The sequence below is a fragment of the Variovorax boronicumulans genome, from assembly GCF_019352895.1.
Classification (GTDB): domain Bacteria; phylum Pseudomonadota; class Gammaproteobacteria; order Burkholderiales; family Burkholderiaceae_C; genus Variovorax; species Variovorax boronicumulans_A.
The window spans coordinates 2,486,706-2,509,215 of the sequence record NZ_JAAAFX010000004.1 but is presented as its reverse complement, the minus strand read 5'-3'; the positions used below and the strand labels follow the sequence as shown (position 1 = coordinate 2,509,215).

The window sequence follows — 22,510 nt, the reverse complement described above, 5'->3', positions numbered from 1 at the left end:
TCAGTCGTTCCGTGCGGGGTCGGTCTTGCCTAGAGTCGAACTCTTCGCCGCGGGGCCCTGGGCCGGCGGCACTTCACAAGAGTGGCTCGCATGACCGTCATCACCCCCACCGATACCGAGAACGCCGCGGCGCAGGCTGCCGCACCGCAGGACTTCGAGGTCCGCCCCTTCGACGCGCCCGTGGGCGCCGAGGTCATCGGCCTCGACATCGCCAAGCCCATCAACGCCGCCGACTTCGCGCGGCTGCATCGCGCGCACCTCGACCACCACGTGGTGGTGTTCCGCGACCAGCGCGTGTCGCCCGACGACCATGTAGCCTTCAGCCGCCGCTTCGGGCCGTTGCAGATCCACGTGCTGCACCAGTTCCAGCTCCAGGGACATCCGGAGGTGCTGATCGTGTCCAACATCAAGGAAAACGGCGAGCCCATCGGCCTGGGCGATGCCGGCGTCTACTGGCATTCGGACCTGTCGTACAAGGAGACGCCCAGCCTGGGCTCGCTGCTGCATGCGCAGGAGCTGCCCAGCGAGGGCGGCGACACGCTGTTCGCCGACCAGCACCTGGCCTGGGAGACGCTGTCGCCCGCGCTGCAGCAGCGCATCCTGCCGCTCAAGGCCGAGCACAGCTACCTCGCGAAGTACGAAGAACTGCGCGCCAAGAACCCGTGGCGGCCCAAGCTCTCGCAGCAGCAGGTCGACCAGGTCGCGCCGGCCGTGCATCCGATCGTGCGCACCCATCCCGAGACCGGCCGCAAGGCGCTGTTCGTGAGCGAGCATTTCACGACCCGCATCGTCGGCCTGCCGCAGGACGAAAGCGATGCGCTGCTGGCCGAACTGTTCGCCCACAGCGTGCAACCGGCCTTCGTCTATCGGCACGAATGGAAGCCGCACGACCTGGTGTTCTGGGACAACCGCTCGCTGATGCACCTGGCGGCGGGCACGCCGGACCACCTGCGTCGCAAGCTGTTCCGCACCACGATCGAAGGCGACCGGGTCTTTTGACCACCCCCGGGCATTGACCCACCCCCGAAGCGCCTGCGGCGCTTCCCCCTCAAGGGGGCGACACCAGCGGCCTGGCAAAGCCAGTTCCGCGGTGTCTCCCGTGAAGACCGTCCCTCCTCTTCCTTCCAAGGTTTAGTTCCATGCATCCGATCCTTCGCAAGACCGCCACCACCATCGCCGGCCTCGGCCTCGTTCTTTCCAGCCTCGCGGCCCATGCCGAGGGGCAGATCCGCATCGCCGAGCAGTTCGGCATCGTCTACCTGCTGCTCAACGTGGCGCAGGACCAGAAGCTGATCGAGAAGCACGCCAAGGCCGCGGGCATCGATGCCAAGGTCGAGTGGGTCAAGCTCTCGGGCGGGTCGGCGGTCAATGACGCGCTGCTGTCGGGCAACATCGAAATCGCCGGTGCCGGCGTGGGCCCGCTGCTGACGATCTGGGACCGCACCAAGGGCAAGCAGAACGTGAAGGGCGTGGCCTCGCTGGGCAACTTTCCCTACTACCTGGTCACCAACAACCCGAACGTGAAGTCGATCGCCGACTTCACCGAGAAAGACCGCATCGCCGTGCCGGCCGTGGGCGTGTCGGTGCAGTCGCGCGTGCTGCAGCTGGCCTCGGCCAAGCTGTGGGGCGACAAGGAGTTCGCCAAGCTCGACAAGATCAGCGTGGCGGTGCCGCATCCCGATGCGGCCGCGGCCATCATCAAGGGCGGCACCGAGATCACGGGCCACTTCGGCAACCCGCCCTTCCAGGAGCAGGAACTGGCCGGCAATCCGCAGGCGCGCATCGTGCTCAATTCGTACCAGGTGCTGGGCGGCCCGGCCTCGGCCACGGTGCTCTATGCGACCGAGAAATTCCGCAACGACAGTCCTAAGACCTACCAGGCCTTCGTCGAGGCCTTGAACGAGGCGGCGCAGTTCGTCACCGCCAACCCCGAGAAGGCGGCCGACATCTACATCAAGGTCAGCAACGCGAAGATCGACCGCGACCTGCTGCTCAAGATCATCAAGAACCCCGAAGTGCAGTTCAAGACCACGCCGCAGAACACCTACGCGCTGGCCGAGTTCATGCACCGCGTGGGCGCGATCAAGAACAAGCCGGCCTCGGTGAAGGACTACTTCTTCGACGACGCGCAGAACGCGGCGGGGAACTGATGCGCGCGGCCGAAGGCGTGGACGCCTTTCCCCTGTGGGGGAAGGCCGGGGTGTCCGAGGGCGCTCGCACAGCCATGGCAGATCCACGGCCGTCGGCCCCCACCCCGGCCCTCCCCCGGGGGGGGAGGGAGCAAGGCACTTCGGCGCTGCTTCAGGTCGATGGCGTGAGCCTCGAGTACCGCACGCCCGAGCGCGTGGTGCGCGCCACGCACCGCGTGAGCTTCGACGTGCATGCGGCGGACCGCTTCGTGCTGCTGGGCCCCTCGGGCTGTGGCAAGTCGACGCTGCTCAAGGCGGTGGCCGGCTTCATCGCGCCGGTCGAAGGCGAGATCCGGCTCGAGGGCCGGCGCGTGCAGGCACCGGGCCCGGACCGCATCGTGGTGTTCCAGGAGTTCGACCAGCTGCCGCCGTGGAAGACGGTCAAGCAGAACGTGATGTTCCCGCTGCTGGCCTCCAAGACGCTGGGCCGCAAGGAAGCGGCCGAACGCGCGCTGCACTACCTGGCCAAGGTCGGCCTCGACAAGTTCGCCGACGTGCATCCGCACCAGCTCTCGGGCGGCATGAAGCAGCGCGTGGCCATTGCGCGCGCGCTGGCCATGCAGCCGCGCGTGCTGCTGATGGACGAGCCCTTCGCCGCGCTCGATGCACTCACGCGCCGCAAGATGCAGGAAGAGCTGCTCGAACTCTGGGACGAGGTGCGCTTCACGCTGCTGTTCGTCACCCATTCGATCGAAGAGGCGCTGGTGGTGGGCAACCGCATCGCGCTGCTGTCGCCGCATCCGGGACGCATGCGCGCCGAGATCAACAGCCACGCCTTCGGCCAGCACAGCCTGGGCGGCGCCGAGTTCCAGGCCACGGCCACGCGCATCCACGACATGCTGTTCGAGGAAGAGCACGCATGACGGCGTTTTTTCTCCCTCCCCCGCTGGGGGAGGGCAGGGGTGGGGGCTTGCCGCCTGTCCACCGCCGCCTGCCCCCATCCCCACCTTCCCCCAGAGGGGGAAGGAGCGAAAACCCATGAGCACTCTCACACCGCCCATCCGCCCCGAATACGAACGCACGCTGCAGCCCTTCACCGAGCTGCCGGTCGAGCGTGCCCTGCCTTTCACGACGCGCCTCTGGGCGCAGGGATGGTTGCGCAAGGGGTTGATCCTGGTCGCCATCGCGCTGCTGTGGGAACTCGCCGCGCGCTGGCAGGACAACGACCTGCTGCTGCCCACCTTCAGCGCCACCGCGCGCGCGCTGGTCGAGGGCCTGGCCAGCGGCGAGCTGGTCGAGAAGGTGCGCATCTCGCTGGCCGTGCTGCTGCAGGGCTATGTGGCGGGCGTGCTGCTGGCCTTCGGCCTCACCACGCTCGCCGTGTCGACGCAGATCGGCCGCGACCTGCTGGACACGCTGACCTCGATGTTCAACCCGCTGCCCGCGATCGCACTGCTGCCGCTGGCCCTGCTGTGGTTCGGCCTCGGGCGCGGCAGCCTGGTCTTCGTGCTGATCCATTCGGTGATGTGGCCGCTGGCGCTCAACACCTATGCGGGCTTCCAGGGCGTGCCCGAGACGCTGCGCATGGCCGGGCGCAACTACGGCCTCACGGGCCTGCGCTACGTGCTGCAGATCCTGGTGCCGGCGGCGTTGCCCGCGATTCTGTCGGGCCTGAAGATCGGCTGGGCCTTTGCCTGGCGCACGCTGATCGCGGCCGAGCTGGTGTTCGGCGCGTCCTCGGGCAAGGGCGGCCTGGGTTGGTACATCTTCCAGAACCGCAACGAGCTCTACACCGACCGCGTGTTCGCCGGCCTCGCGATGGTGGTGCTGATCGGCCTGCTGGTGGAAAGCCTGGGCTTTGCCACCCTGGAGCGGCTCACTGTGCGACGCTGGGGTCAGCAGCGCTAGCGCTCAGTGCAAAACCCGCGGGCCGGCGCGCGGCGGGTGCCACCGCATCGGCGCCCAGCGCCGCATCCACCACCTCGCGCGTCAGCGTAGGGGCGAAGGCCTCGATGAAGGCGTACACGTAGCCGCGCAGGTAGTTGCCGCGGCGCACCGCCAGCTTCGTGAGGTTGATGCCGAACAGGTGGCCGGCGTCGATGGCCCGCAGCTGCGTGTCGCGTTCGGCCTCGTAGGCGATGCCCGCGACGATGCCCACGCCCATGCCCAGCTGCACATAGGTCTTGATCACGTCGGCATCCATCGCCGTCAGCACGATCGACGGGTCCACGCCGCTGTCGGTGAAGGCGTCGTCGATGCGCGTGCGGCCGGTGAAGCCGGTGTCGTAGGTGATCAGCGGATGCTGCGCGAGCCGCTCGAGCGTGAGCGGTTCGTCGAGCAGCGGATGGCCGGGCGGCACCACCACCGAGTGGGTCCAGCGGTAGCAGGGCAGGGCGACGAGCTGCGGGTAGTCGCCCAGCGCCTCGGTCGCCACGCCCACATCGGCCTCGCCTTCGAGCAGCATCTGCGCGATCTGCTTGGGCGAGCCCTGGTGCAGGTGCAGCTTGACCTGCGGGAAGAGGGCGCGAAATTCCTGCACCGCCACCGGCATCGCATAGCGGGCCTGGGAATGGGTGGCGGCGACCGACAGCATGCCGTCCTGGCGCGCGGCGAACTCCTGGCCGGCCTGGCGCAGGTTGCTGCTCTCCAGCAGCACGCGTTCGATGATCGGCAGCACATGGCCGCCGGGCTCGGTCAGCCCGGTCAGGCGCTTGCCCGCGCGCACGAACAGCTCGATGCCAAGTTCGTCCTCGAGTTCGCGGATCTGCCGGCTGACCCCCGGCTGGGAGGTGTGAAGGGTGTGCGCGGCTTCGGTCAGGTTGAAGCCGCAACGAACGGCCTCGCGCACCGAGCGCAGCTGTTGGAAATTCATGGCAGGAAACTTCGCGGCATAAGGCGCCGTGGATGGCGCAGGCCGCGATTTTCCGGCGCATGGTCCCCGGAAGGAACGACCGTTTCGTTGGTTTCAAATGAGCCAATCGTCTATGAACACATCGAGGGCCTGCTGCGCGAAGCGATCACGTCACGGTGGTGCTCACCGTACGGGCGCGCGTTTGCGCTGCTCGAACCGTTCACGCGTTCATCGACGTGCGCCGCTCACGGCCTTCACCAGGCGTTCGAGCCCACCGCGGCCGGCGGCGGCGCGGCCGACCAGCGCGCTGCCCAGCGTGCCAGCCACCGCGCGGCCCACGAACGAACGTCCGCGGCTCGCGGCCAGCAGCAGCAACAGGCCGGCGCCGAGCACGACCCAGTGCTCGCCGGGAAAGTCGGCACGCCGGTCGTCCGCGACGCGGGCCTTGTGGATGAAATTCTTGGCGTCCAAGTGGCGCTCCTTTGGGCAGTGGAAGTGATGTCGCATTGATAAGGCGGGCAGAGAGCGAAGCGTGTAGGCCAGGCCCGTCGATGGGCGGCGCATCGCATCGCATGCCGCGAAGGCCAAGCCCTACACGCAGGGTGGGGCAGGGACGACCCGGTGTGCGCGGCACGCCATCGACAGTGGTCTCTCGCGATGCCCGCGGCGCTGCTGATCGCCAAGGGCGCCATCCACCCCTTCACCTTCCAAAGGAGCCACATATGGCCAACGAACGAGACCTTTCTCCCGCGACCGACCTGAACCGCGACCCGATCACTGGCGCGCCCGGCGCGCATCCTGTGGGCACGGGCCTGGGAACCACCGGCGGCGCGCTCGCCGGCGCCGCGGCCGGTGCCCTGGCAGGGCCCGTCGGTGCTGTGGTCGGACTGGTGGCCGGCGGTGTGGCGGGTGGCCTGGGCGGCAAGGCCGTAGCCGAAGCCGTCAACCCGAGCGCCGAGGATGCGCACTGGCGTGGCGCCTACGACCGGGAAGCCTATTACGAGGCGGGCCGTCCCTATGACGACTATCGCCCGGCTTACGAATTGGGCTGGTCGAGCCGCGCCGCGCGCAACGAATCCTTCGACATCCTCGAGCCCAGCATGGCGACCGAATGGGATCGGCTGCGCGGCAACTCCAGTCTCGACTGGGAGCGCGCGCGCCCCGCGACGCGTGCGGCCTGGGACCGCGTCGACCGCGACTATTTCAGCGCTGGCGAGAACCGTGCGCTGTCGACATCCGGCGAAGGCCTTGCCGACGACGAGGTGGTCGACGTGCTCAACGACCTGATCGAGAACTCGCGTGATGGCGAGTACGGTTTCCGTACCTGCGCCGAAGAGGTCGAGAGCAGCACGCTGCAGCAGCTGTTCGGCGAGCGTGCGGCCGGCTGCCGTGTCGCGGCCGACGAACTGGTGCACCTGGTGACTCAGTACGGCGGCATCCCGGCCGAGGGCGGCACCGCCAGCGGCGCCATGCATCGCGGCTGGGTGCATGTGAAGGGGGCGGTCGGCGCCAACAGCGAGAAGTCGATCCTCGAGGAATGCGAGCGGGGCGAGGACTCCGCACTGGCGCGCTACCGCAAGGCACTCAAGCAGACGCTGCCCTCCGCCGTGCGCACCGTGATCGAGCGCCAGGCCCAGGGTGCGCAGCGCAACCACGACCAGATCCGCGACCTGCGCGACGCCGCCCGCGCGCGCGCCTGAGCCGGTTCCGGCGGGCACGCGTGGACAGCCGCCTTCGGGCGGCTTTTTTCTGGGCACAAGGCGTGGCACGCTCCGATACCGCCCTTGTCTTACACGCCGGAGCCGGCCGCTGACCCATCTTGAAACCCCTCACGATTGCCTCTGGAGTCGCCATGGACACCTCCGAATCCCCCTCGCGCACGGTGCCGCGCCATGCGCTCTCGCTGAGCGTCAACGGCCAGCCGCACACGCTGGAGGTCGAAACCTGGGTCACGCTGCTCGACCTGCTGCGCGACCGGCTCGCGCTCACGGGCACCAAGAAGGGCTGCGACCACGGCCAGTGCGGTGCCTGCACCGTGCTGGTCGACGGCCGCCGCATCAACGCCTGCCTCACGCTGGCCGTGATGCAGCAGGGCCGCGAGGTCACCACGGTCGAGGGCCTGGCCGACGGCGATGCACTGCATCCGCTGCAGCAGGCCTTCATCGCGCACGATGCCTTCCAGTGCGGCTACTGCACCCCCGGCCAGCTGTGTTCGGCCGTGGGCCTGATCAACGAAGGCCATGCCCGCACGGCCGACGAGGTGCGCGAACTCATGAGCGGCAACGTGTGCCGCTGCGGCGCCTATCCGCAGATCGTGCAGGCCGTCGGCGAGGTGATGGGCCTGGCGGCGCCTGCGGATGCGCAGCGCCGCATCGTGATCGGGACGGTGCCCGCATGACGCCCGTTGCCTATGAGCGGGCCGGCGACGTCCAGGCCGCGCTCGCTGCGCTCTCCGCCGCGGACGACGGTGCCCGCTGCATCGCCGGCGGCACCAACCTGATCGACCTGATGAAGGAGAACATCGCGCGGCCCGAGCGCCTGGTCGACATCAACGGCCTGCCCTTCGACCGCATCGAGACCACCGAAGACGGCGGCCTGCGCCTCGGGGCGCTGGCGCGCAACGCCGACACCGCCTACCACCCGCTGGTGCGCGAACACTGTCCGCTGCTGGGCGCAGCGATCCTGGCCGGCGCCTCGCCGCAGATCCGCAACATGGCGAGCAACGGCGGCAACCTGCTGCAGCGCACGCGCTGCCACTACTTCTACGACGTGGGCGTGCCCTGCAACAAGCGCGAGCCGGGCTCGGGCTGCCCGGCCATCGGGGGCCTCACGCGGCAGCACGCGATCCTGGGCGCCAGCGACCATTGCATCGCCACGCACCCGTCGGACATGTGCGTGGCGCTGGCTGCGCTGGACGCCACCGTGCAGGTGCGTTCGCAGCGCGGGGAGCGCAGCATCGCCTTCGCCGACTTCCACCGGCTGCCCGGAGACCGGCCGTCGCAGGACACCACGCTCGCGCCGGACGAACTCATCACCCACATCGTGCTGCCGCCCGCGGCCGCCTTCCGTGCGCATTCGGCCTATCTCAAGCTGCGCGACCGGGCGTCGTATGCCTTCGCGCTGGTGTCAGTGGCGGCCGCGCTCGACATGGCCGAGGACGGCACGGTGCGCGCGGTGCGCGTGGCACTCGGCGGGGTGTCGCACAAGCCCTGGCGCCTGCCCGAGGCCGAGTCGCTGCTGGTCGGCGCGCGGCCCACGGCCGAACACTTCGCGCTGGTCGCCGACGCGCTGCTGCGCAGCGCCCAGGGGCAGGGCGACAACGACTTTAAGATCCCGCTGGCCCGCCGCGCCATCGTGCGCGCGCTCGAGACCGCCGCGGCCGGCACCGTCGACAACCAGGGCCGCGTGCCCGAAGGAGCGCTCCAGTGACCGATCTCATCGACGCGCTCGCCGTGCCCCGCGCCGACGCCGGCACCGGCCATGTGCGGGTGGGCGACCCGGTCTCGCGCATCGACGGCCGCGCCAAGGTCACGGGCCAGGCGCGCTATGCGGCCGAGGTGCAGGTCGACGACCCGGCGTCTCCCTTGGTGTATGGCGTGGTGGTCAACAGCACTATCGCGCGTGGCCGCATCACCGGCTTCGCGCTCGACGCGGCCCTGGCCGTGCCCGGCGTGCTGGACATCCTCACGCACGCCAACAAGCCGAAGACGCGCAGCGCCGGCCTGTTCTACAAGGACATGACGGCCCCCGGCGGCACGCCCTTCAAGCCGCTGCACGATGCGCAGATCGCCTACAGCGGCCAGCCGGTCGCGCTGGTGGTGGCCGAGAGCTTCGAGGCGGCGCGCCATGCGGCTTCGCTGGTGCGGGTCGACTACGCGATGGAGCCGCACGACACGCGCCTGCTGGCCAACCTGCACCGCGGCCGCAAGCCCAGCCGGCTCAAGGCCGGCTACGCGCCGCCGCCCGCGGAGAAGGGCGACGCGCGCGCGGCCTTCGACGCGGCGCCGGTCAAGATCGAGGCCGAGTACCACAGCGGCGTCGAGCACCACAACCCGATGGAGCTGTTCGCCTCGACCGTGATCCGCGGTGCCGACGGCCACCTCACGATCTACGACAAGACGCAGAGCTCGCAGAACAGCCGCTGGTATGTATCGCGTGTGTTCGGCCTGTCGAAGGACCGGGTCACGGTGCGCAACCCCTATGTCGGCGGCGCCTTCGGCTCCGGCCTGCGGCCGCAGTACCAGCTGCCGCTGGCGGTGATGGCGGCGCTGAAGCTCGAGCGCTCGGTGCGCGTGGTGCTCACACGCCAGCAGATGTTCAGCTTCGGCCACCGGCCCGAGACGCAGCAGCGCATCGGGCTCGCGGCCGAGCGCGACGGCACGCTGCGGGCCATCCGGCACCACGCGGTGGCCGAGACCTCGCGCTTCGAGGACTATGTGGAGGTGGTGGTGAACTGGTCGGGCCAGCTCTACCGCTGCGACAACATCCGGCTCGGCTACCAAGTGGTGCCGCTCGACCACTACAGCCCGATGGACATGCGCGCGCCAGGTGCCGCGCACGGCGTGCATGCGCTCGAGGTCGCGATGGACGAGCTGTCCTATGTACTGGACATGGACCCGCTCGCGCTGCGCCTAAAGAACTACGCCGAGCGCAACCCGATGGACGACCTGCCCTACTCGACCAAGGAACTGCGCGCCTGCTACCTGCAGGGCGCGGAGCGCTTCGGCTGGGCCGCGCGCCCGCTGGCGCCGCGCTCGATGAAGGAGGGCCACGAGTGGGTCGGCTGGGGCATGGCCACCGGCACCTGGGATGCGATGCAGATGTTCGCCCGCGCCAGTGCGGTGCTGCATGCCGACGGCCGGCTGGTGGTGAGCAGCGCCGCGACCGACATCGGCACCGGCACCTACACCGTGATGGCGCAGATCGCGGCCGCGGCCATGGGCCTGCCGATGGAGCAGGTCAGTTTCCAGCTGGGCGATTCGACCCTGCCGGTGGCGCCGATCCAGGGCGGCTCCTCGCACGTCACCACCGTCGGTTCTGCGGTCGAGGGCGTGTGCGAGAAACTGCAGCGCCGGTTGTTCGGGATGGCGCGCGCCATGCCCGGCACCGCGCTGCGCAAAGTGGCCTTCGAGGAGATGGAATTCGTCGACGGCACCCTGCGCCGCGCGGTCGATCCCTCGGGCGCGGTCCGGCTGGTCGACGTGCTGGCCCATGCGCGCGCGGCGCGCATCGAGGAGAAGTACCTGATGCTGCCGCATGTGTTCCAGCAGAGGAAGTACCAGCGCGCCACGCACTCGGCGGTGTTCTGCGAGGTGCGGGTGGACGAGCTGCTGGGCACGGTGCGCGTGACGCGCGTGGTCAGCGCCGTGGCGGCCGGCCGCATCATCAACGCCAAGACCGCGCGCAGCCAGGTCAGCGGCGCGGTGGTCTGGGGTATCAGCCAGGCGCTGCACGAGGAGACGCTGACCGACCACCGCCTGGGCCGCTTCATGAACCACAACCTGAGCGAGTACCACGTGGCGGTGAATGCCGACATCCACGACATCGACGTGATCTTCGTGCAGGAGGACGACCGCATCGTGAGCCGGCTGGGCGCCAAGGGCGTGGGCGAGATCGGCATCGTGGGCGTCGCGGCCGCGGTGTGCAACGCGATCTTCCATGCCACCGGCCGGCGCGTGCGCAGCCTGCCGATGACGCCCGACAAGGTGATGGCGCCGTGAGCGTGCCCGGGGATCGCCGGCCCGATGCCTTCGTGCGCGTGCGCGGCGCGCGCGAGCACAACCTGAAGAACGTCGACGTCGACATCCCGCGCGATGCGCTGGTGGTGTTCAGCGGCGTGTCGGGCTCGGGTAAATCCTCGCTGGCCTTCGGCACGCTCTATGCCGAGGCGCAGCGGCGCTACTTCGAATCGGTGGCGCCCTATGCGCGGCGGCTGATCGACCAGGTCGGCGTGCCCGATGTGGACGCCATCGACGGCCTGCCGCCCGCGGTGGCGCTGCAGCAGCAGCGCGGCACGCCCAGCACGCGCTCGTCGGTGGGCAGCGTGACCACGCTGTCCAGCCTCCTGCGCATGCTGTACTCGCGCGCCGGCCACTATCCCGCGAAGCAGCCAATGCTGTTCGCCGAGGACTTCTCGCCCAACACCGCGCAGGGCGCCTGCCCGACCTGCCATGGCCTGGGCCACGTCTACGAGGTGACCGAGCGCACCATGGTGCCCGACGACACGCTCACGATCCGCGAGCGCGCCATCGCGGCCTGGCCGCCGGCCTGGGGCGGGCAGAACCAGCGCGACATCCTGGTCACGCTGGGCTACGACATCGACACGCCCTGGCGCGACCTGCCGCGCAAGGACCGCGACTGGATCCTGTTCACCGACGAGCAGCCCACGGTGCCGGTCTACGCCGGCTTCACGCCCACCGAGACCCGCGCCGCGCTGCGCCGCAAGACCGAGCCCAGCTACCAGGGCACCTTCATGGGCGTGCGCAAGTACGTGCTGCACACCTTCGCGACCACGCAGAGCGCGCTGATGAAGAAGCGCGTGTCCCGCTTCATGGCCGGCAGCGTCTGCCCGGCCTGCGAGGGCAAGCGGCTCAAGCGCGAGGCGCTGGGCGTGACCTTCGCCGGGCTCGACATCGGCGCGCTGGCGCGGCTGCCGCTCGACCGCCTGGCCGAGGTGCTGGCGCCGGCCGCGGCCGGCATGCAGCGCGCCGAGGGCGATGCCAGGGTGCGCAGCCGCGCTGCCTCGCGCCAGGACACGGCGCGCCGCGTGGCGGCCGGCGGCGCGACGCATGCGGCCTCGCCCGACGTGCGGCGCACGCCCGAGTTGTCGGAAGAGAAACGCATCGCCGCCCAGCGCATCGCGCAGGCGGTGCTGGACCGCGTCGAGACGCTGCGCGGGCTGGGCCTGGGCTACCTGTCGCTGGAGCGCAGCACGCCCACGCTGTCGCCCGGCGAGCTGCAGCGGCTGCGGCTGGCCACGCAGATCCGCTCCAACCTGTTCGGCGTGGTCTACGTGCTCGACGAGCCCTCGGCCGGCCTGCATCCGGCCGATGCCGAGGCGCTGCTGTCGGCACTGGGCGCGCTGCGGGGCGCGGGCAACTCGCTGTTCGTGGTCGAGCACGACCTCGAGGTGATGCGCCGCGCCGACTGGCTCGTCGACGTCGGCCCCGATGCCGGCGAGCAGGGCGGGCAGGTGCTCTACAGCGGGCCGCCCGAGGGCCTGCGCCACGTGAGTGCATCCCACACCGCGCGCTACCTGTTCGGCGACCACACGTCGGTCAGGCCGCGGCCCGCGCGCGAGCCCACCGGCTGGCTGCGGCTGGAAGGCGTGGTGCGCAACAACCTCGCGGACATCGACGCGGCCTTTCCGCTGGGCGTGCTCACGGCCGTGACCGGCGTCTCGGGCTCGGGCAAGTCCAGCCTGGTGAGCCAGGCGCTGATCGAACTGCTGTCGGCGCACCTGGGGCACGAGGTGCCGGTGGCGGAGGAGGACGCGGCCGGCGGTGACATGCCCGCGCCTGCGGCCGGCGCGACCGCGGGCCGCCTGGCGGGCGACGCGGACCGCATCCGCCGGCTGGTGCAGGTCGACCAGAAGCCGATCGGCCGCACGCCGCGGTCCAACCTCGCGACCTACACCGGCCTGTTCGATGCGGTGCGCAAGCTCTTCGCCGCCACGCCGGCCGCGCGCAAGCGCCGCTACGACGCCGGGCGCTTCTCCTTCAATGTCGCCAAGGGGCGCTGCGCTACCTGCGAGGGCGAGGGCTTCGTCAGCGTCGAACTGCTGTTCATGCCCAGCGTCTATGCGCCGTGCCCGACCTGCCACGGCGCGCGCTACAACGAGGCCACGCTGCAGGTGCGCTGGAACGGCCACCACATCGCCGAGGTGCTGGGCATGACGGTGGACCAGGCCTGCGCCTTCTTCGCCGACGAGGCCGCGGTGCTGCGCCCCCTCGACCTGCTGCGCCGCATCGGCCTGGGCTACCTGCGGCTGGGCCAGCCCGCGACCGAACTCTCGGGCGGCGAGGCGCAGCGCATCAAGCTCGCGACCGAACTGCAGCGCGCGCAGCGCGGCGACACGCTCTACGTGCTCGACGAGCCCACCACCGGCCTGCACCCGGCCGACGTCGACAAGCTGATGGCGCAGCTCGACGGCCTGGCCGACGCGGGCAACACGGTGGTGGTGGTCGAGCACGAGATGCGGGTGGTGGCCGGCGCCGACTGGGTGATCGACCTGGGCCCGGGCGCGGGCGGCGAGGGCGGGCGCATCGTGGCCTGCGGGCCGCCGGCCGAGGTGGCACGCAGCCCGGGCAGCCGCACCGCGCCGTACCTGGCGCGTGCGTTGGGGGCCGCGCCACGCGCAACCAAAGGTAAGTGACAGGGAAGTGAAGCGCGGGGTGCATCCAAAGCGTCGTCTCGCGGGTAGTACCGACATGCCGCGCCGCCGACGCCGAAGAAAAACAGGGCGCGGGGCATGCCCCTCCACTCCCAGGACCTCCCCATGCACCGCTTTTCCTTTCTTCCGTTCTCCCTCATCGCCGCTGCCGCGCTGACCGCTTGTGGTGGCGGCAGCCACGACGGCGGCGGCACCGGCAGCACCGGCCCGCTGGGCGACACCGTGGCGGTCACCGCCTCGGGCCGCGTCATCTCCTTCAACCGCACGACCCCCGGCACCCTCGCCACCAGCCTGCCCGTGTCGGGCCTGGCGGCGGGCGAGACGCTGGTCGGCATCGACGTGCGGCCGGCCGACCGCGCGATCTATGCGGTCAGCAGCCAGGGCCGCATCTTCACGCTCGATGCGGCCAGCGGCGCGCTGACGCTGAAGTCCACGCTGAGCACGCCGCTGGCCGGCACCCAGTTCGGCGTCGACTTCAACCCCGTGGCCGATCGTCTGCGCCTGGTCAGCAACACCGGCCAGAACCTGCGCGTGGACGTGAACACCGGCGTGGCCGTGGTCGACGGCGCGATCAACGGCGCGTCCGCAAGCATCACCGCCTCGGCCTACACCAACGCCTTCGCCGGCACCACGACCACGCAGCTCTACAACCTCGATGCGGCCGGCACGCTCTACCTGCAGGACCCGCCCAACAACGGCACGCTGGCCAACCCGGTGCCGCTGAACGTGGTCTTCAGCGCGAGCAACGGCTTCGACATCGATGCGCGCAACAACGTGGGCTATGCGGCGCTCACGGTCGGCGGCGCCACGCAGCTCTACACCGTGCCCCTGAGCGGCACGGCCGGCGCGCAGCGCATCGGCACCATCGGCGCGGGCGACGCGCTGGTCGGCCTGACGCTGGTGCCGCCCGCGGCGCCCAAGATCTATGTGCTGCACGACGCCGCGCGGCTCGCGAGCTTCGCGCTGACCGCGCCCAACACGCTGTCGAGCGCCGTCACCATCGGCGGCCTCGCGGCCAACGAGACGGTGGTGGGCGTGGACTTCCGCCCCGCCAACGGCCGGCTCTACGCGCTGACCAGCGCGGCCCGGGTGCTGACCGTCGACCCCGACACCGGCGCCGCGACCGTGGCGACCGTGCTTGCGGCCGACCCGGCCGACACCACGCTGCCCTATGCCGGCCTGGCCGGCACGCGCTTCACCGTCGACTTCAATCCGGTGGCCGATCGCCTGCGCGTGATCAGCGACACCGGCCAGAGCCTGCGCATCAACGTCGACACCGGCCTCACCACCACCGACGGCGCGATCAACCGCGCCACGCCGGCCGTGGTCGTGGCCGGCGCCTACACCAACAGCTTTGCCGGCAGCACCGCCACCGACCTGTTCGACCTCGAGGGCAACGAGAACGTGCTGGCGCGCCAGAGCCCGCCCAACGACGGCACGCTGGTCAACGTGGGCGCGGTGGGCGTCCCGCTCAACGGGCAGGCCGCGTTCGACATCGCGGGCGGCGCCAACGGGCTGGCGCTGGCCGCGCTGCGCGGCACGAATGCCGGCCCCTTCACGCTCTACACGCTGTCGCTCGCGACCGGTGCGGCCACGCCCTTCGGCGCGGCGAACGGCGCGGCCTTCGCGCAGATCGGCGGCGCGGGCGGGCCGGTGGTGCGGGACCTCGCGATCCGCTATTGAGCGGTACGGTCTCTTGGCTGACACCCGCTTGGCGGCGGGTCGTCAGAATCGGGGCATGAGAAGAAACACTGTCGCGGCCGCATCGGCCTTGTTCGCCGCCACGCTGCAGGCGCAAACCCTTCCACCCGAGGCCGCGGCCGACAGCGTGCCCAGCCTGCGCGCGGTCACCGTCTCGACGCCGCGCGGCGCGGCCGCGCCCTTCGACATGCCGGCCTCGGTCGACCTGGTCGACCGCCGGCAGCTGCGCGAGGGCAAGCTGCAGGTCAACCTGTCGGAGAGCCTGGGCGGCGTGCCCGGCCTGCAGGTGCAGAACCGGCAGAACTACGCGCAGGACCTGCAGATCTCCATCCGCGGCTTCGGAGCGCGCTCGACCTTCGGGCTGCGCGGCGTGCGGCTCTACATCGACGGCATCCCGGCCACGCTGCCCGACGGCCAGGGCCAGAGCTCGAACATCGACATCGGCTCGGCCGACCGCGTCGAGGTGCTGCGCGGCCCCTTCTCGGCGCTCTACGGCAACTCCTCGGGTGGCGTGGTGCAGGTCTTCACCGAGGACGGCGAAGGCGCGCCGCGGCTGGGCTTCTCGGTGGCCGGCGGCAGCTTCGGCAGCACGCGCCTCGGCGCCAAGGCCTCGGGCGCCAGCGGCGGCATCGACTACGTGCTGAGCGCCAGCCGCTTCCGCACCGACGGCTACCGCGAGCACAGCGCGGCCACGCGCGACATCGCCAACGGCAAGCTGGGCGTGCAGCTCGACGACGACAGCCGGCTCACGCTGGTGGCCAACAGCGTGCGCATCGACGCGCAGGACCCGCTGGGCCTGACGCGCGCGCAGCTCGACGCCGACCCGCGCGCCGCGCCGCTGGCCACGCAGTACGACACGCGCAAGACCGTCGACCAGACGCAGGTCGGCCTGCTCTACGAACGCCGGCTCAACGCCGACCAGGACCTTCGGCTGATGCTCTACGGCGGCGACCGCCGCACCACGCAGTTCCAGTCGATCCCGCCCTCGGCGCAGGCGAGCCCGCTGAGCGCAGGCGCCGTGATCGACCTGCAGCGCCGCTATGCGGGCTTCGACGCGCGCTGGACGCTGCGCACCGCGCTCGCGGGCCGGCCCTTCGAACTCTCGACCGGCCTGGCCTACGACACCTTGCGCGAGCAGCGCCGCGGCTACGAGAACTTCCTGGGCAGCGGTGCCGCGCAGCAGCTGGGCGTGCAGGGCGCCTTGCGGCGCGACGAGCGCAACGAGGTCGGCAACGTCGATCCGTACGTGCAGACGCGCTGGGACTTCGCCGAGCGCTGGACGCTCGAGGCCGGGCTGCGCCACAGCAGCGTGCGCTTCGATTCGGACGACCGCTACATCCGCGGCGCCAACGGCGACGACAGCGGCGCCGCGCGCTACCGCCAGGCGCTGCCCGCGGCCGCGCTGCGCTACGCCGCCACGCGCGACCTGAACCTCTACGTCTCGGCCGGCCGCGGCTTCGAGACGCCGACGCTCAACGAGCTCTCGTACCGGCCGGGCAATGTCGGCGGCCTGAACTTCGCGTTGCAGCCGGCCGTCAACCGCAGCCTCGAGCTCGGCGCCAAGGCGCGCATGGCCGATGGCCTGCTGACCGGCGCGGTGTTCCAGACCCGCACCGACGACGAGATCGTGACCGGCACCAACATCGGCGGCCGCGCCACCTTCCAGAACGCGGGCCGGACGCGGCGCCAGGGGCTCGAGCTGGGCTGGCTGCACGAGACGCCTTCGCACTGGCGCACGCAACTGGCCTTCACCTGGCTCGATGCGCGCTACAGCGACGGCTTCTGTTCGCCCGCACCCTGCGTGCCCGGCAATGCGGTGGCCGCGGGCAACCGCATCCCGGGCATCGCGAAGCAGTCCTTCTTCGCGTCCTTCGGCTATGCGCCCAGCGAAGGCTGGCGCGCCGGCGCCGAGCTGCGCGCGCTGAGCCGCATCCAGGCCAACGACGCCAACACCGCCAGCGCCGCGGGCTATGCGCTGCTCGCGCTGCAGACCGGCTACTTGAAGCGCTGGGGCCGCTGGGAGCTCGAGGCCTTCGCGCGCGTCGACAACCTCGCCGACCGGCGCACGGTCGGCTCGGTGATCGTCAACGAAGGCAATGCGCGCTATTACGAACCCGCGCCGGGCCGCAACTGGACGGTGGGCGCGGGCGCGGCGTACCGCTTCTGAGGCTGAAATGACAAACGGCGGGGAATGCCCGCCGTCTGTCCTTGAAGTCGCCTGGTGATCAGAAGGCCGCGGGCCGCCACTTCAGCAGCCGCTTCTCCAGCGAACTCAGCAGGAAGTCGGCCGCCAGGGCCACCACCGCGAGCACGATCATGGCCGCGAACACGCCGCTGGCGTTGAACGCGCCCTGCGCGGTCGAGATCAGCAGGCCGATGCCTTCCTTGGCGCCGAGGAACTCGCCCACCACCGCACCGACCAGCGCGAAGCCGAAGCTCACGTGCAGGCTGGCCAGGATCCACGACATGGCCGACGGGATGACCACGTACCAGGTCAGCTGGCGTGGCGAGGCGCCCAGGATCTGCGCGTTGGCGATCATGTACTTGTCGGCTTCACGCACGCCCTGGAAGGCGTTGCCGAAGACCACGAAGAACACCATCACCACCGCCAGCGCCACCTTCGAGGCCATGCCCAGGCCCAGTGCGATCACGAAGATCGAGCCCAGCACCACGCGCGGGATCGAGTTGGCGATCTGGATGTAGAGGCTGAACACGTCCGACAGCAGCTTGTTGCGCCCCAGCAGGATGCCGCAGATGACGCCGGCGATCGAGCCGATCAGGAAGCCGATCACGGTCTCTTCCAGCGTGACCGCCACCTGCATCCACAGCGAACCCTGCGAGGTGCCGTCGCGCATCCATTCCACGAGCTGGTCGTAGATCAGCGTGGGCTGCGAATAGAAGAAGGGGTCGATCCACTTGAAGCGCGCGGCCAGCTCCCAGCCGCCGAGCACCACCACCAGCACGACCAGCCGCAGCGCGATGATCACGCGGCGGTGCGCGCGGATGGCGGCCTGCGCAATCTCGGATTCGCGCGCCAGCGCGGCGTCGCTCAGCGACGAGGGCAGCTCGCCGGTCTTCGGAAGGGTGGACGGGTTCATGGCGCGGGTCGTCGTCGTTGTTGTCGTTGTCGTCGTGTTCATTGAATCACCACCTCTTCGCGCAGGTCGTCCCAGATGTGCTTGGACAGTTCGATGAACTGCTTGTCGTAGCGCACCTCGGACATCACGCGCGGACGCGGCAGGTCGATCTCGTAGATGCGCTTGAGCGTGCCGGGGCGTGCCGACAGCACGAACACGCGGTCGGCCAGCGCGATGGCTTCCTCGAGGTCGTGGGTGATGAACAGCACGCTGCCGCCGTTGCCCGACCACAGGTGCAGCAGCTCGTCCTGCATCAGCGTGCGGGTCTGCATGTCGAGCGCCGAGAAGGGCTCGTCCATCAGCAGGATCTCGGGGTTGTTGATGAAGGTCTGCGCCAGCGCCACGCGCTTGCGCATGCCGCCCGACAGCTGGTGCGGGTAGTGCTTGCCGAACTTCGACAGGCCCACGCGGTGGATCCACTCCTGCGTGAGTTCCATGGCTTCCTTCTTGGGCTTGCCGCGGAACATCGGGCCGGCGGCCACGTTGTCTTCCACGCTGCGCCACGGGAACACCGCGTCGGCCTGGAACACGAAGCCGATGCGCGGGTCCACGCCGTTGACCGGCTGGCCCATCACCTTGACGTCGCCCACGGTGGGCTTGAGCAGGCCGGTGATCATGTTGAGCGTGGTCGACTTGCCGCAGCCCGTGGGGCCGACGATGGCGACGAACTCGCCGCGCGCCACCGACATGCTGAAGTTGCGCAGCGCCACGGTGGCGTTGCCGTCCTGCGAGATGAAGCGCAACGAGACGTCGTCGAAGTCGATCGCCGAGGTCACCGCGGTGCCCGGGCCGTTGGGGGTTCCGTTGCGCATGGTCACTTGGCCGCCGTTGCCGTGGCTGCCGCCAGGTAGGCGTTGCTGTAGGTCTTGGACAGGTCGATGTTCTTGCTCTTGACCAGCGGCTTGTAGGTGGCCAGCACCTTCAGCACGGTCTCGGGGCCGCCGGCGGGCATCTTCGCGTCGGTGGTGAACATCTGCAGCGAGGCCTTGAGGGCCGTGATGTACAGGTCCTTGTCGTTGCCGTAGTAGTCGCGCGGCACCTTCTCGGCGATCTCCTCGGCGCTGTGGGAGTGGATGTACTGCATGGTGCGGGCGAAGGCATGGGCCAGCTTGGTGGCTTCGGCCTTGTGCGACTCGGCCCAGCTGTTCTGCACGTAGAGGCTGGCTGCGGGATAGAGGCCGCCCAGCGCCTTGACGGTGTCGGGCTCGGTGCGCAGGTCGACCAGCACCTGGGCGTCGCCGGTCTTGAGCATCTGCGAGACGGTGGGTTCGGTGGTCATGCCGGCCTGGATGCGGTCCTGCTTCATGGCGGCGATGAAGGTGTTGCCGGCGCCCACGGGCAGCAGCGAGTATTCCTTCGAGGCCACGCCGGCGCGGTCGGCCAGGTAGCGCGTGAGGAAGTCGGTCGACGAGCCCAGGCCGGTCACGCCCAGCGTCTTGCCGCCCTTGGCATCGGCCATCGACTTGAAGCCCGCGGCCGCGGCCTTGGTCGACACCAGTTCGACTTCGCCCGGCACCTTGCAGAACACCGCGATGGCCTGGATCTCCTTGCCCTTGCTCTGCAGGTCGATGGTGTGGTCGTAGAAGCCCACCACGCCCTGCACCGCACCGGCGATCAGCTGGTTCTCGGCATCGACGCCCGCGGGCTGCGACTGCAGCTCGACGTTCAGGCCCTCGTCCTTGAAGTAGCCCAGTGCCTCGGTGAGCTTGGCCGGCAGGTAGATGATCTTGTTGATGCCGCCCACCATGATGGTGATGGGCGCCTCGGCGGCCTGCGCGAGTGGCGCGGCGACGGCGAAGGCGGTGCACAGGGCGGCAGCCAGCAGGGTGCGACGGGAAGCGGACATGGTTGTTGTCTCCGGAAGGGTTGAGCGACGAGGCCAGTCTAGAAATCGGCATCCTTCGGCCAGCTTTCGGCGGGCTGCCTGATTTCTCATGGTTATCCCTAGGCCGATACGACATCGGCGATGCTTCCTAGAATCCACCGCCACCCTCCCGCCCCATGAAGCTGCTGCTCATCGAAGACAACCCGCAACTCGCGCACTGGCTCGCCAGCCTGCTGCGCGCGCAGGACTTCGTGGTCGACCACGTGGACAACGGCGAGGCCGCGGACCTGCTGCTGGGCCAGGCCGCCTACGACGTGGTGCTGCTGGACCTCAACATCCCGGGCCTCTCTGGCAAGGCCGTGCTGCGCCGCCTGCGCGAGCGCGGCGACACGGTGCCGGTGATCATCCTCACGGCCACCGCCTCGCTCGACCAGAAGGTGCTGTGCCTGGAGATCGGCGCCGACGACTACCTGGTCAAGCCTTTCGAGATCCGCGAGCTGGTGGCGCGCATCAAGGTGCTGGTGCGCCGGCAGATGCCCGGCAAGGCCAACGACATCGCCTGCGGCGACCTGCGCTACGACCTGCGCACGCGCCAGTTCGCGCTGGCCGGCGAGGAGCTCGCGCTGCCGCCGCGCGAACGCACGCTGCTCGAGACGCTGATGCTCAAGACCGGCAGCACGGTGTCGAAACAGGCGCTGATCGACGCCATCTTCGGCCTCGACGACGAGCCCAGCGCCGACGCGGTCGACATCTACATCCACCGGCTGCGCAAGAAGCTCGAGGCCAGCCAGGCGACGATCATCACGCTGCGGGGCGTGGGGTATCTGCTGCGGATGCGGCAGGAGGATTGAGGATGCAAGCGGTGTCGGTTGTGAGGGAGGTCTGCCGGTCGGGGCGCGATCCCGCCGACGGGGTACCTTGCTCTGCGACTGTCCCCCGGTCTGCGGCCTCCTCCTTTATGTCGCTGCGCAAGGCACCCCATCGACGAGATCGAGGTACGCGGTCGTTGGCCGGCGGCCTGTGCACGCGTCCCGGACGGAGCCGCTCGACATGAAACGCGCCAGCCTTCGCCTCCGACTCGCCCTCTGGCTGCTGCTGCCCCTGTCGGTCTTCGTCGCGATCTGCGGCTGGCTCAGCTGGCGCAACGCGGCCGAGGTGGCCGACTATGTGCAGGACCACGACCTGCTGTCCTCGGCCAAGGTGCTGTCGGACCGGCTGATCTGGGAGGGCGACGACGTGCAGGCCAGCGTGCCGCCCTCGGCGCTGAGCCTGTTCGTCTCGCCCGAGCGCGACCGTGTGTTCCTCAGCGTGACCGGCGCCAATGGCGAGGTGCTGGCCGGTTCGGCCGACTTCCCGCTGCCCGCGGTGCGCAAGCCCGAGGGCATCGACCGCGCGCAGTGGTACGACGCGCAGTTCGCCGGCCTGCCGCTGCGCGCCGTGGTCACCACGCGTGCGATGTTCGAGGTCGGCGGCGCGCGCGACATCACCATCGCCGTGGGCAAGACCGAGGGCAGCCGCAATCACATGCTGCGCACCCTGTGGTGGCCGACCATGGAGTACCTGCTGGTCGCCCTGCTGCTGGCCATCGCGCTGGCCGTGGCGGCGCTGACGCTGGAGCTGCGGCCGATCGTGCGGCTGAGCCAGCAGCTGGCGCAGCGTGATCCGCTGCACCTCGACCTGGTGGTGGACCCGGCTGCGCTGCACAGCGAGTTGCGGCCGGTGGCCGACACCATCAACCGTTTCGTGGGCCAGCTCAAGGCGCACTCCGAGGCACAGCGCCGCTTCATCGCCGATGCGGCGCACCAGCTGCGCACACCGCTGGCCCTGCAGGCCTCGCAGATCGAGTTCGCGCGCTACACGCGCCAGCACCGCGGCGAATGGGACACGCGCCGGGCCGACATGGATGCGATGTGGCAGGCGATGCAGACCAGCAACCGCCGGCTGGTCGACGTGACCAACAAGCTGCTGCTGCTGGCGCAGGCCGAGCATGGTGACGCGCACACCGGTTTCGAGCGGGTCGACCTGAGCGCCGCCGCGCTGCGCTGCGTGGAGCAGCTGGCTGCGCTGGCCGACCGGCGCGGCATCGACCTGGGCCTGGAAGCCGCGCAGCCGGTGATCGTGATGGCGCAGCCGGCGCTGCTCGATGCGCTGGTGAGCAACCTGCTGGACAACGCGCTGCGCTATACGCAGCAGGGCGGTCGCGTGACGGTGGGGGTGCGGCAGGGGCAGGGAAGGGCCGAACTGACCGTCGAAGACAACGGCCCGGGCATTGCGCCCGAGGTGCGGGAACGGGTGTTCGAGCGCTTCTACCGCGTGGCCCAGGACAGCGAGGGCACGGGCCTGGGACTGGCCATCGTGCGCGAGATCGCGCGGGCCTTCGACGCGGACGTGAACCTGTCAGCCAACCCGCGCGAGGCGAGCGGCTTGCTGGTCACGGTGCGCCTTGCGCCGGCCGCGCCGACGCAAGGCGTGTAG

18 protein-coding genes are annotated in these 22,510 nt (G+C 70.2%); 13 read left to right on the top strand and 5 right to left on the bottom strand.

Annotation, left to right across the window (positions count from 1 at the left end; translation table 11 throughout):
- Positions 1-90 precede the first annotated feature (90 nt).
- The 4 genes from K0H49_RS13315 (at position 91) to K0H49_RS13300 (ending at position 4,037) form a co-directional block, all read left to right on the top strand.
- On the top strand, positions 91-999 hold the full coding sequence (locus K0H49_RS13315) for a TauD/TfdA dioxygenase family protein (RefSeq protein WP_219212797.1): 909 nt from the start codon (positions 91-93) through the stop codon (positions 997-999).
- Positions 1,000-1,139: 140 nt separating this feature from the next.
- Positions 1,140-2,150 carry an ABC transporter substrate-binding protein gene (locus K0H49_RS13310; protein WP_219212795.1) on the top strand — a complete coding sequence of 337 codons (1,011 nt, stop codon included), beginning with the start codon at positions 1,140-1,142 and terminating at the stop codon, positions 2,148-2,150.
- The gene (locus K0H49_RS13305) at positions 2,150-3,052 is read left to right on the top strand and encodes an ABC transporter ATP-binding protein (protein WP_374122344.1); all 903 of its coding nucleotides are present in this window, start codon (positions 2,150-2,152) and stop codon (positions 3,050-3,052) included. Before K0H49_RS13310 ends, K0H49_RS13305 begins: the two co-directional genes overlap by 1 nt.
- A gap of 115 nt (positions 3,053-3,167) precedes the next feature.
- Entirely contained in the window at positions 3,168-4,037 is an 870-nt protein-coding gene (locus K0H49_RS13300) for an ABC transporter permease (protein ID WP_219212793.1), read from the top strand.
- On the opposite strand, the gene K0H49_RS13295 is transcribed toward K0H49_RS13300, so the two are convergent.
- Together K0H49_RS13295 and K0H49_RS13290 are read right to left on the bottom strand one after the other, a co-directional pair.
- Positions 4,006-5,001 (bottom strand): CysB family HTH-type transcriptional regulator, encoded by a 996-nt coding sequence (locus K0H49_RS13295; protein ID WP_219212791.1) that lies wholly within the window; start codon positions 4,999-5,001, stop codon positions 4,006-4,008. The two genes, K0H49_RS13300 and K0H49_RS13295, sit on opposite strands and share 32 nt — an antisense overlap.
- A gap of 207 nt (positions 5,002-5,208) precedes the next feature.
- On the bottom strand, positions 5,209-5,451 hold the full coding sequence (locus K0H49_RS13290) for a hypothetical protein (protein ID WP_219212789.1): 243 nt from the start codon (positions 5,449-5,451) through the stop codon (positions 5,209-5,211).
- Between the two features lie 251 nt (positions 5,452-5,702).
- On the opposite strand from K0H49_RS13290, the gene K0H49_RS13285 reads away from it, so the two are divergent.
- From K0H49_RS13285 to K0H49_RS13255, 7 genes are all read left to right on the top strand, one after another.
- On the top strand, positions 5,703-6,680 hold the full coding sequence (locus K0H49_RS13285; protein WP_219212787.1) for a ferritin-like domain-containing protein: 978 nt from the start codon (positions 5,703-5,705) through the stop codon (positions 6,678-6,680).
- Positions 6,681-6,832: 152 nt separating this feature from the next.
- On the top strand, positions 6,833-7,378 hold the full coding sequence (locus K0H49_RS13280; RefSeq protein WP_219212786.1) for a (2Fe-2S)-binding protein: 546 nt from the start codon (positions 6,833-6,835) through the stop codon (positions 7,376-7,378).
- Positions 7,375-8,409: an FAD binding domain-containing protein gene (locus K0H49_RS13275; RefSeq protein ID WP_219212784.1), complete on the top strand. Its 1,035-nt coding sequence runs from the start codon at positions 7,375-7,377 to the stop codon at positions 8,407-8,409. The genes K0H49_RS13280 and K0H49_RS13275 overlap by 4 nt, the downstream gene beginning before the upstream one ends.
- On the top strand, positions 8,406-10,700 hold the full coding sequence (locus K0H49_RS13270; protein ID WP_219212782.1) for a xanthine dehydrogenase family protein molybdopterin-binding subunit: 2,295 nt from the start codon (positions 8,406-8,408) through the stop codon (positions 10,698-10,700). Before K0H49_RS13275 ends, K0H49_RS13270 begins: the two co-directional genes overlap by 4 nt.
- Positions 10,697-13,354 (top strand): excinuclease ABC subunit UvrA, encoded by a 2,658-nt coding sequence (locus tag K0H49_RS13265; RefSeq protein ID WP_219212780.1) that lies wholly within the window; start codon positions 10,697-10,699, stop codon positions 13,352-13,354. Before K0H49_RS13270 ends, K0H49_RS13265 begins: the two co-directional genes overlap by 4 nt.
- A 123-nt stretch (positions 13,355-13,477) precedes the next feature.
- Positions 13,478-15,055, top strand: a complete 1,578-nt coding sequence (locus K0H49_RS13260; protein WP_219212778.1) for a DUF4394 domain-containing protein — start codon at positions 13,478-13,480, stop codon at positions 15,053-15,055.
- Between the two features lie 55 nt (positions 15,056-15,110).
- Positions 15,111-17,240, top strand: a complete 2,130-nt coding sequence (locus K0H49_RS13255) for a TonB-dependent receptor family protein (RefSeq protein WP_219212776.1) — start codon at positions 15,111-15,113, stop codon at positions 17,238-17,240.
- A gap of 58 nt (positions 17,241-17,298) precedes the next feature.
- Here K0H49_RS13255 and K0H49_RS13250 read toward each other — a convergent pair whose 3' ends face one another.
- From K0H49_RS13250 to K0H49_RS13240, 3 genes are read right to left on the bottom strand one after another with little or no spacing between them, the layout of a single operon-like run.
- A complete protein-coding gene (locus tag K0H49_RS13250; protein ID WP_219212774.1) occupies positions 17,299-18,171 on the bottom strand; it encodes an ABC transporter permease in 873 nt (290 codons plus the stop codon).
- 38 nt (positions 18,172-18,209) lie between these two features.
- On the bottom strand, positions 18,210-19,022 hold the full coding sequence (locus K0H49_RS13245) for an ABC transporter ATP-binding protein (RefSeq protein ID WP_219212772.1): 813 nt from the start codon (positions 19,020-19,022) through the stop codon (positions 18,210-18,212).
- Between the two features lie 2 nt (positions 19,023-19,024).
- Positions 19,025-20,056, bottom strand: a complete 1,032-nt coding sequence (locus K0H49_RS13240; RefSeq protein WP_219212770.1) for an ABC transporter substrate-binding protein — start codon at positions 20,054-20,056, stop codon at positions 19,025-19,027.
- A 155-nt stretch (positions 20,057-20,211) separates the two neighbouring features.
- Between K0H49_RS13240 and K0H49_RS13235 the strand changes: the two genes are divergently transcribed.
- Both K0H49_RS13235 and K0H49_RS13230 read left to right on the top strand, forming a co-directional pair.
- Positions 20,212-20,886 carry a response regulator gene (locus tag K0H49_RS13235; protein WP_219212767.1) on the top strand — a complete coding sequence of 225 codons (675 nt, stop codon included), beginning with the start codon at positions 20,212-20,214 and terminating at the stop codon, positions 20,884-20,886.
- Positions 20,887-21,085: 199 nt separating this feature from the next.
- A complete protein-coding gene (locus tag K0H49_RS13230) occupies positions 21,086-22,510 on the top strand; it encodes a sensor histidine kinase (RefSeq protein ID WP_219212766.1) in 1,425 nt (474 codons plus the stop codon).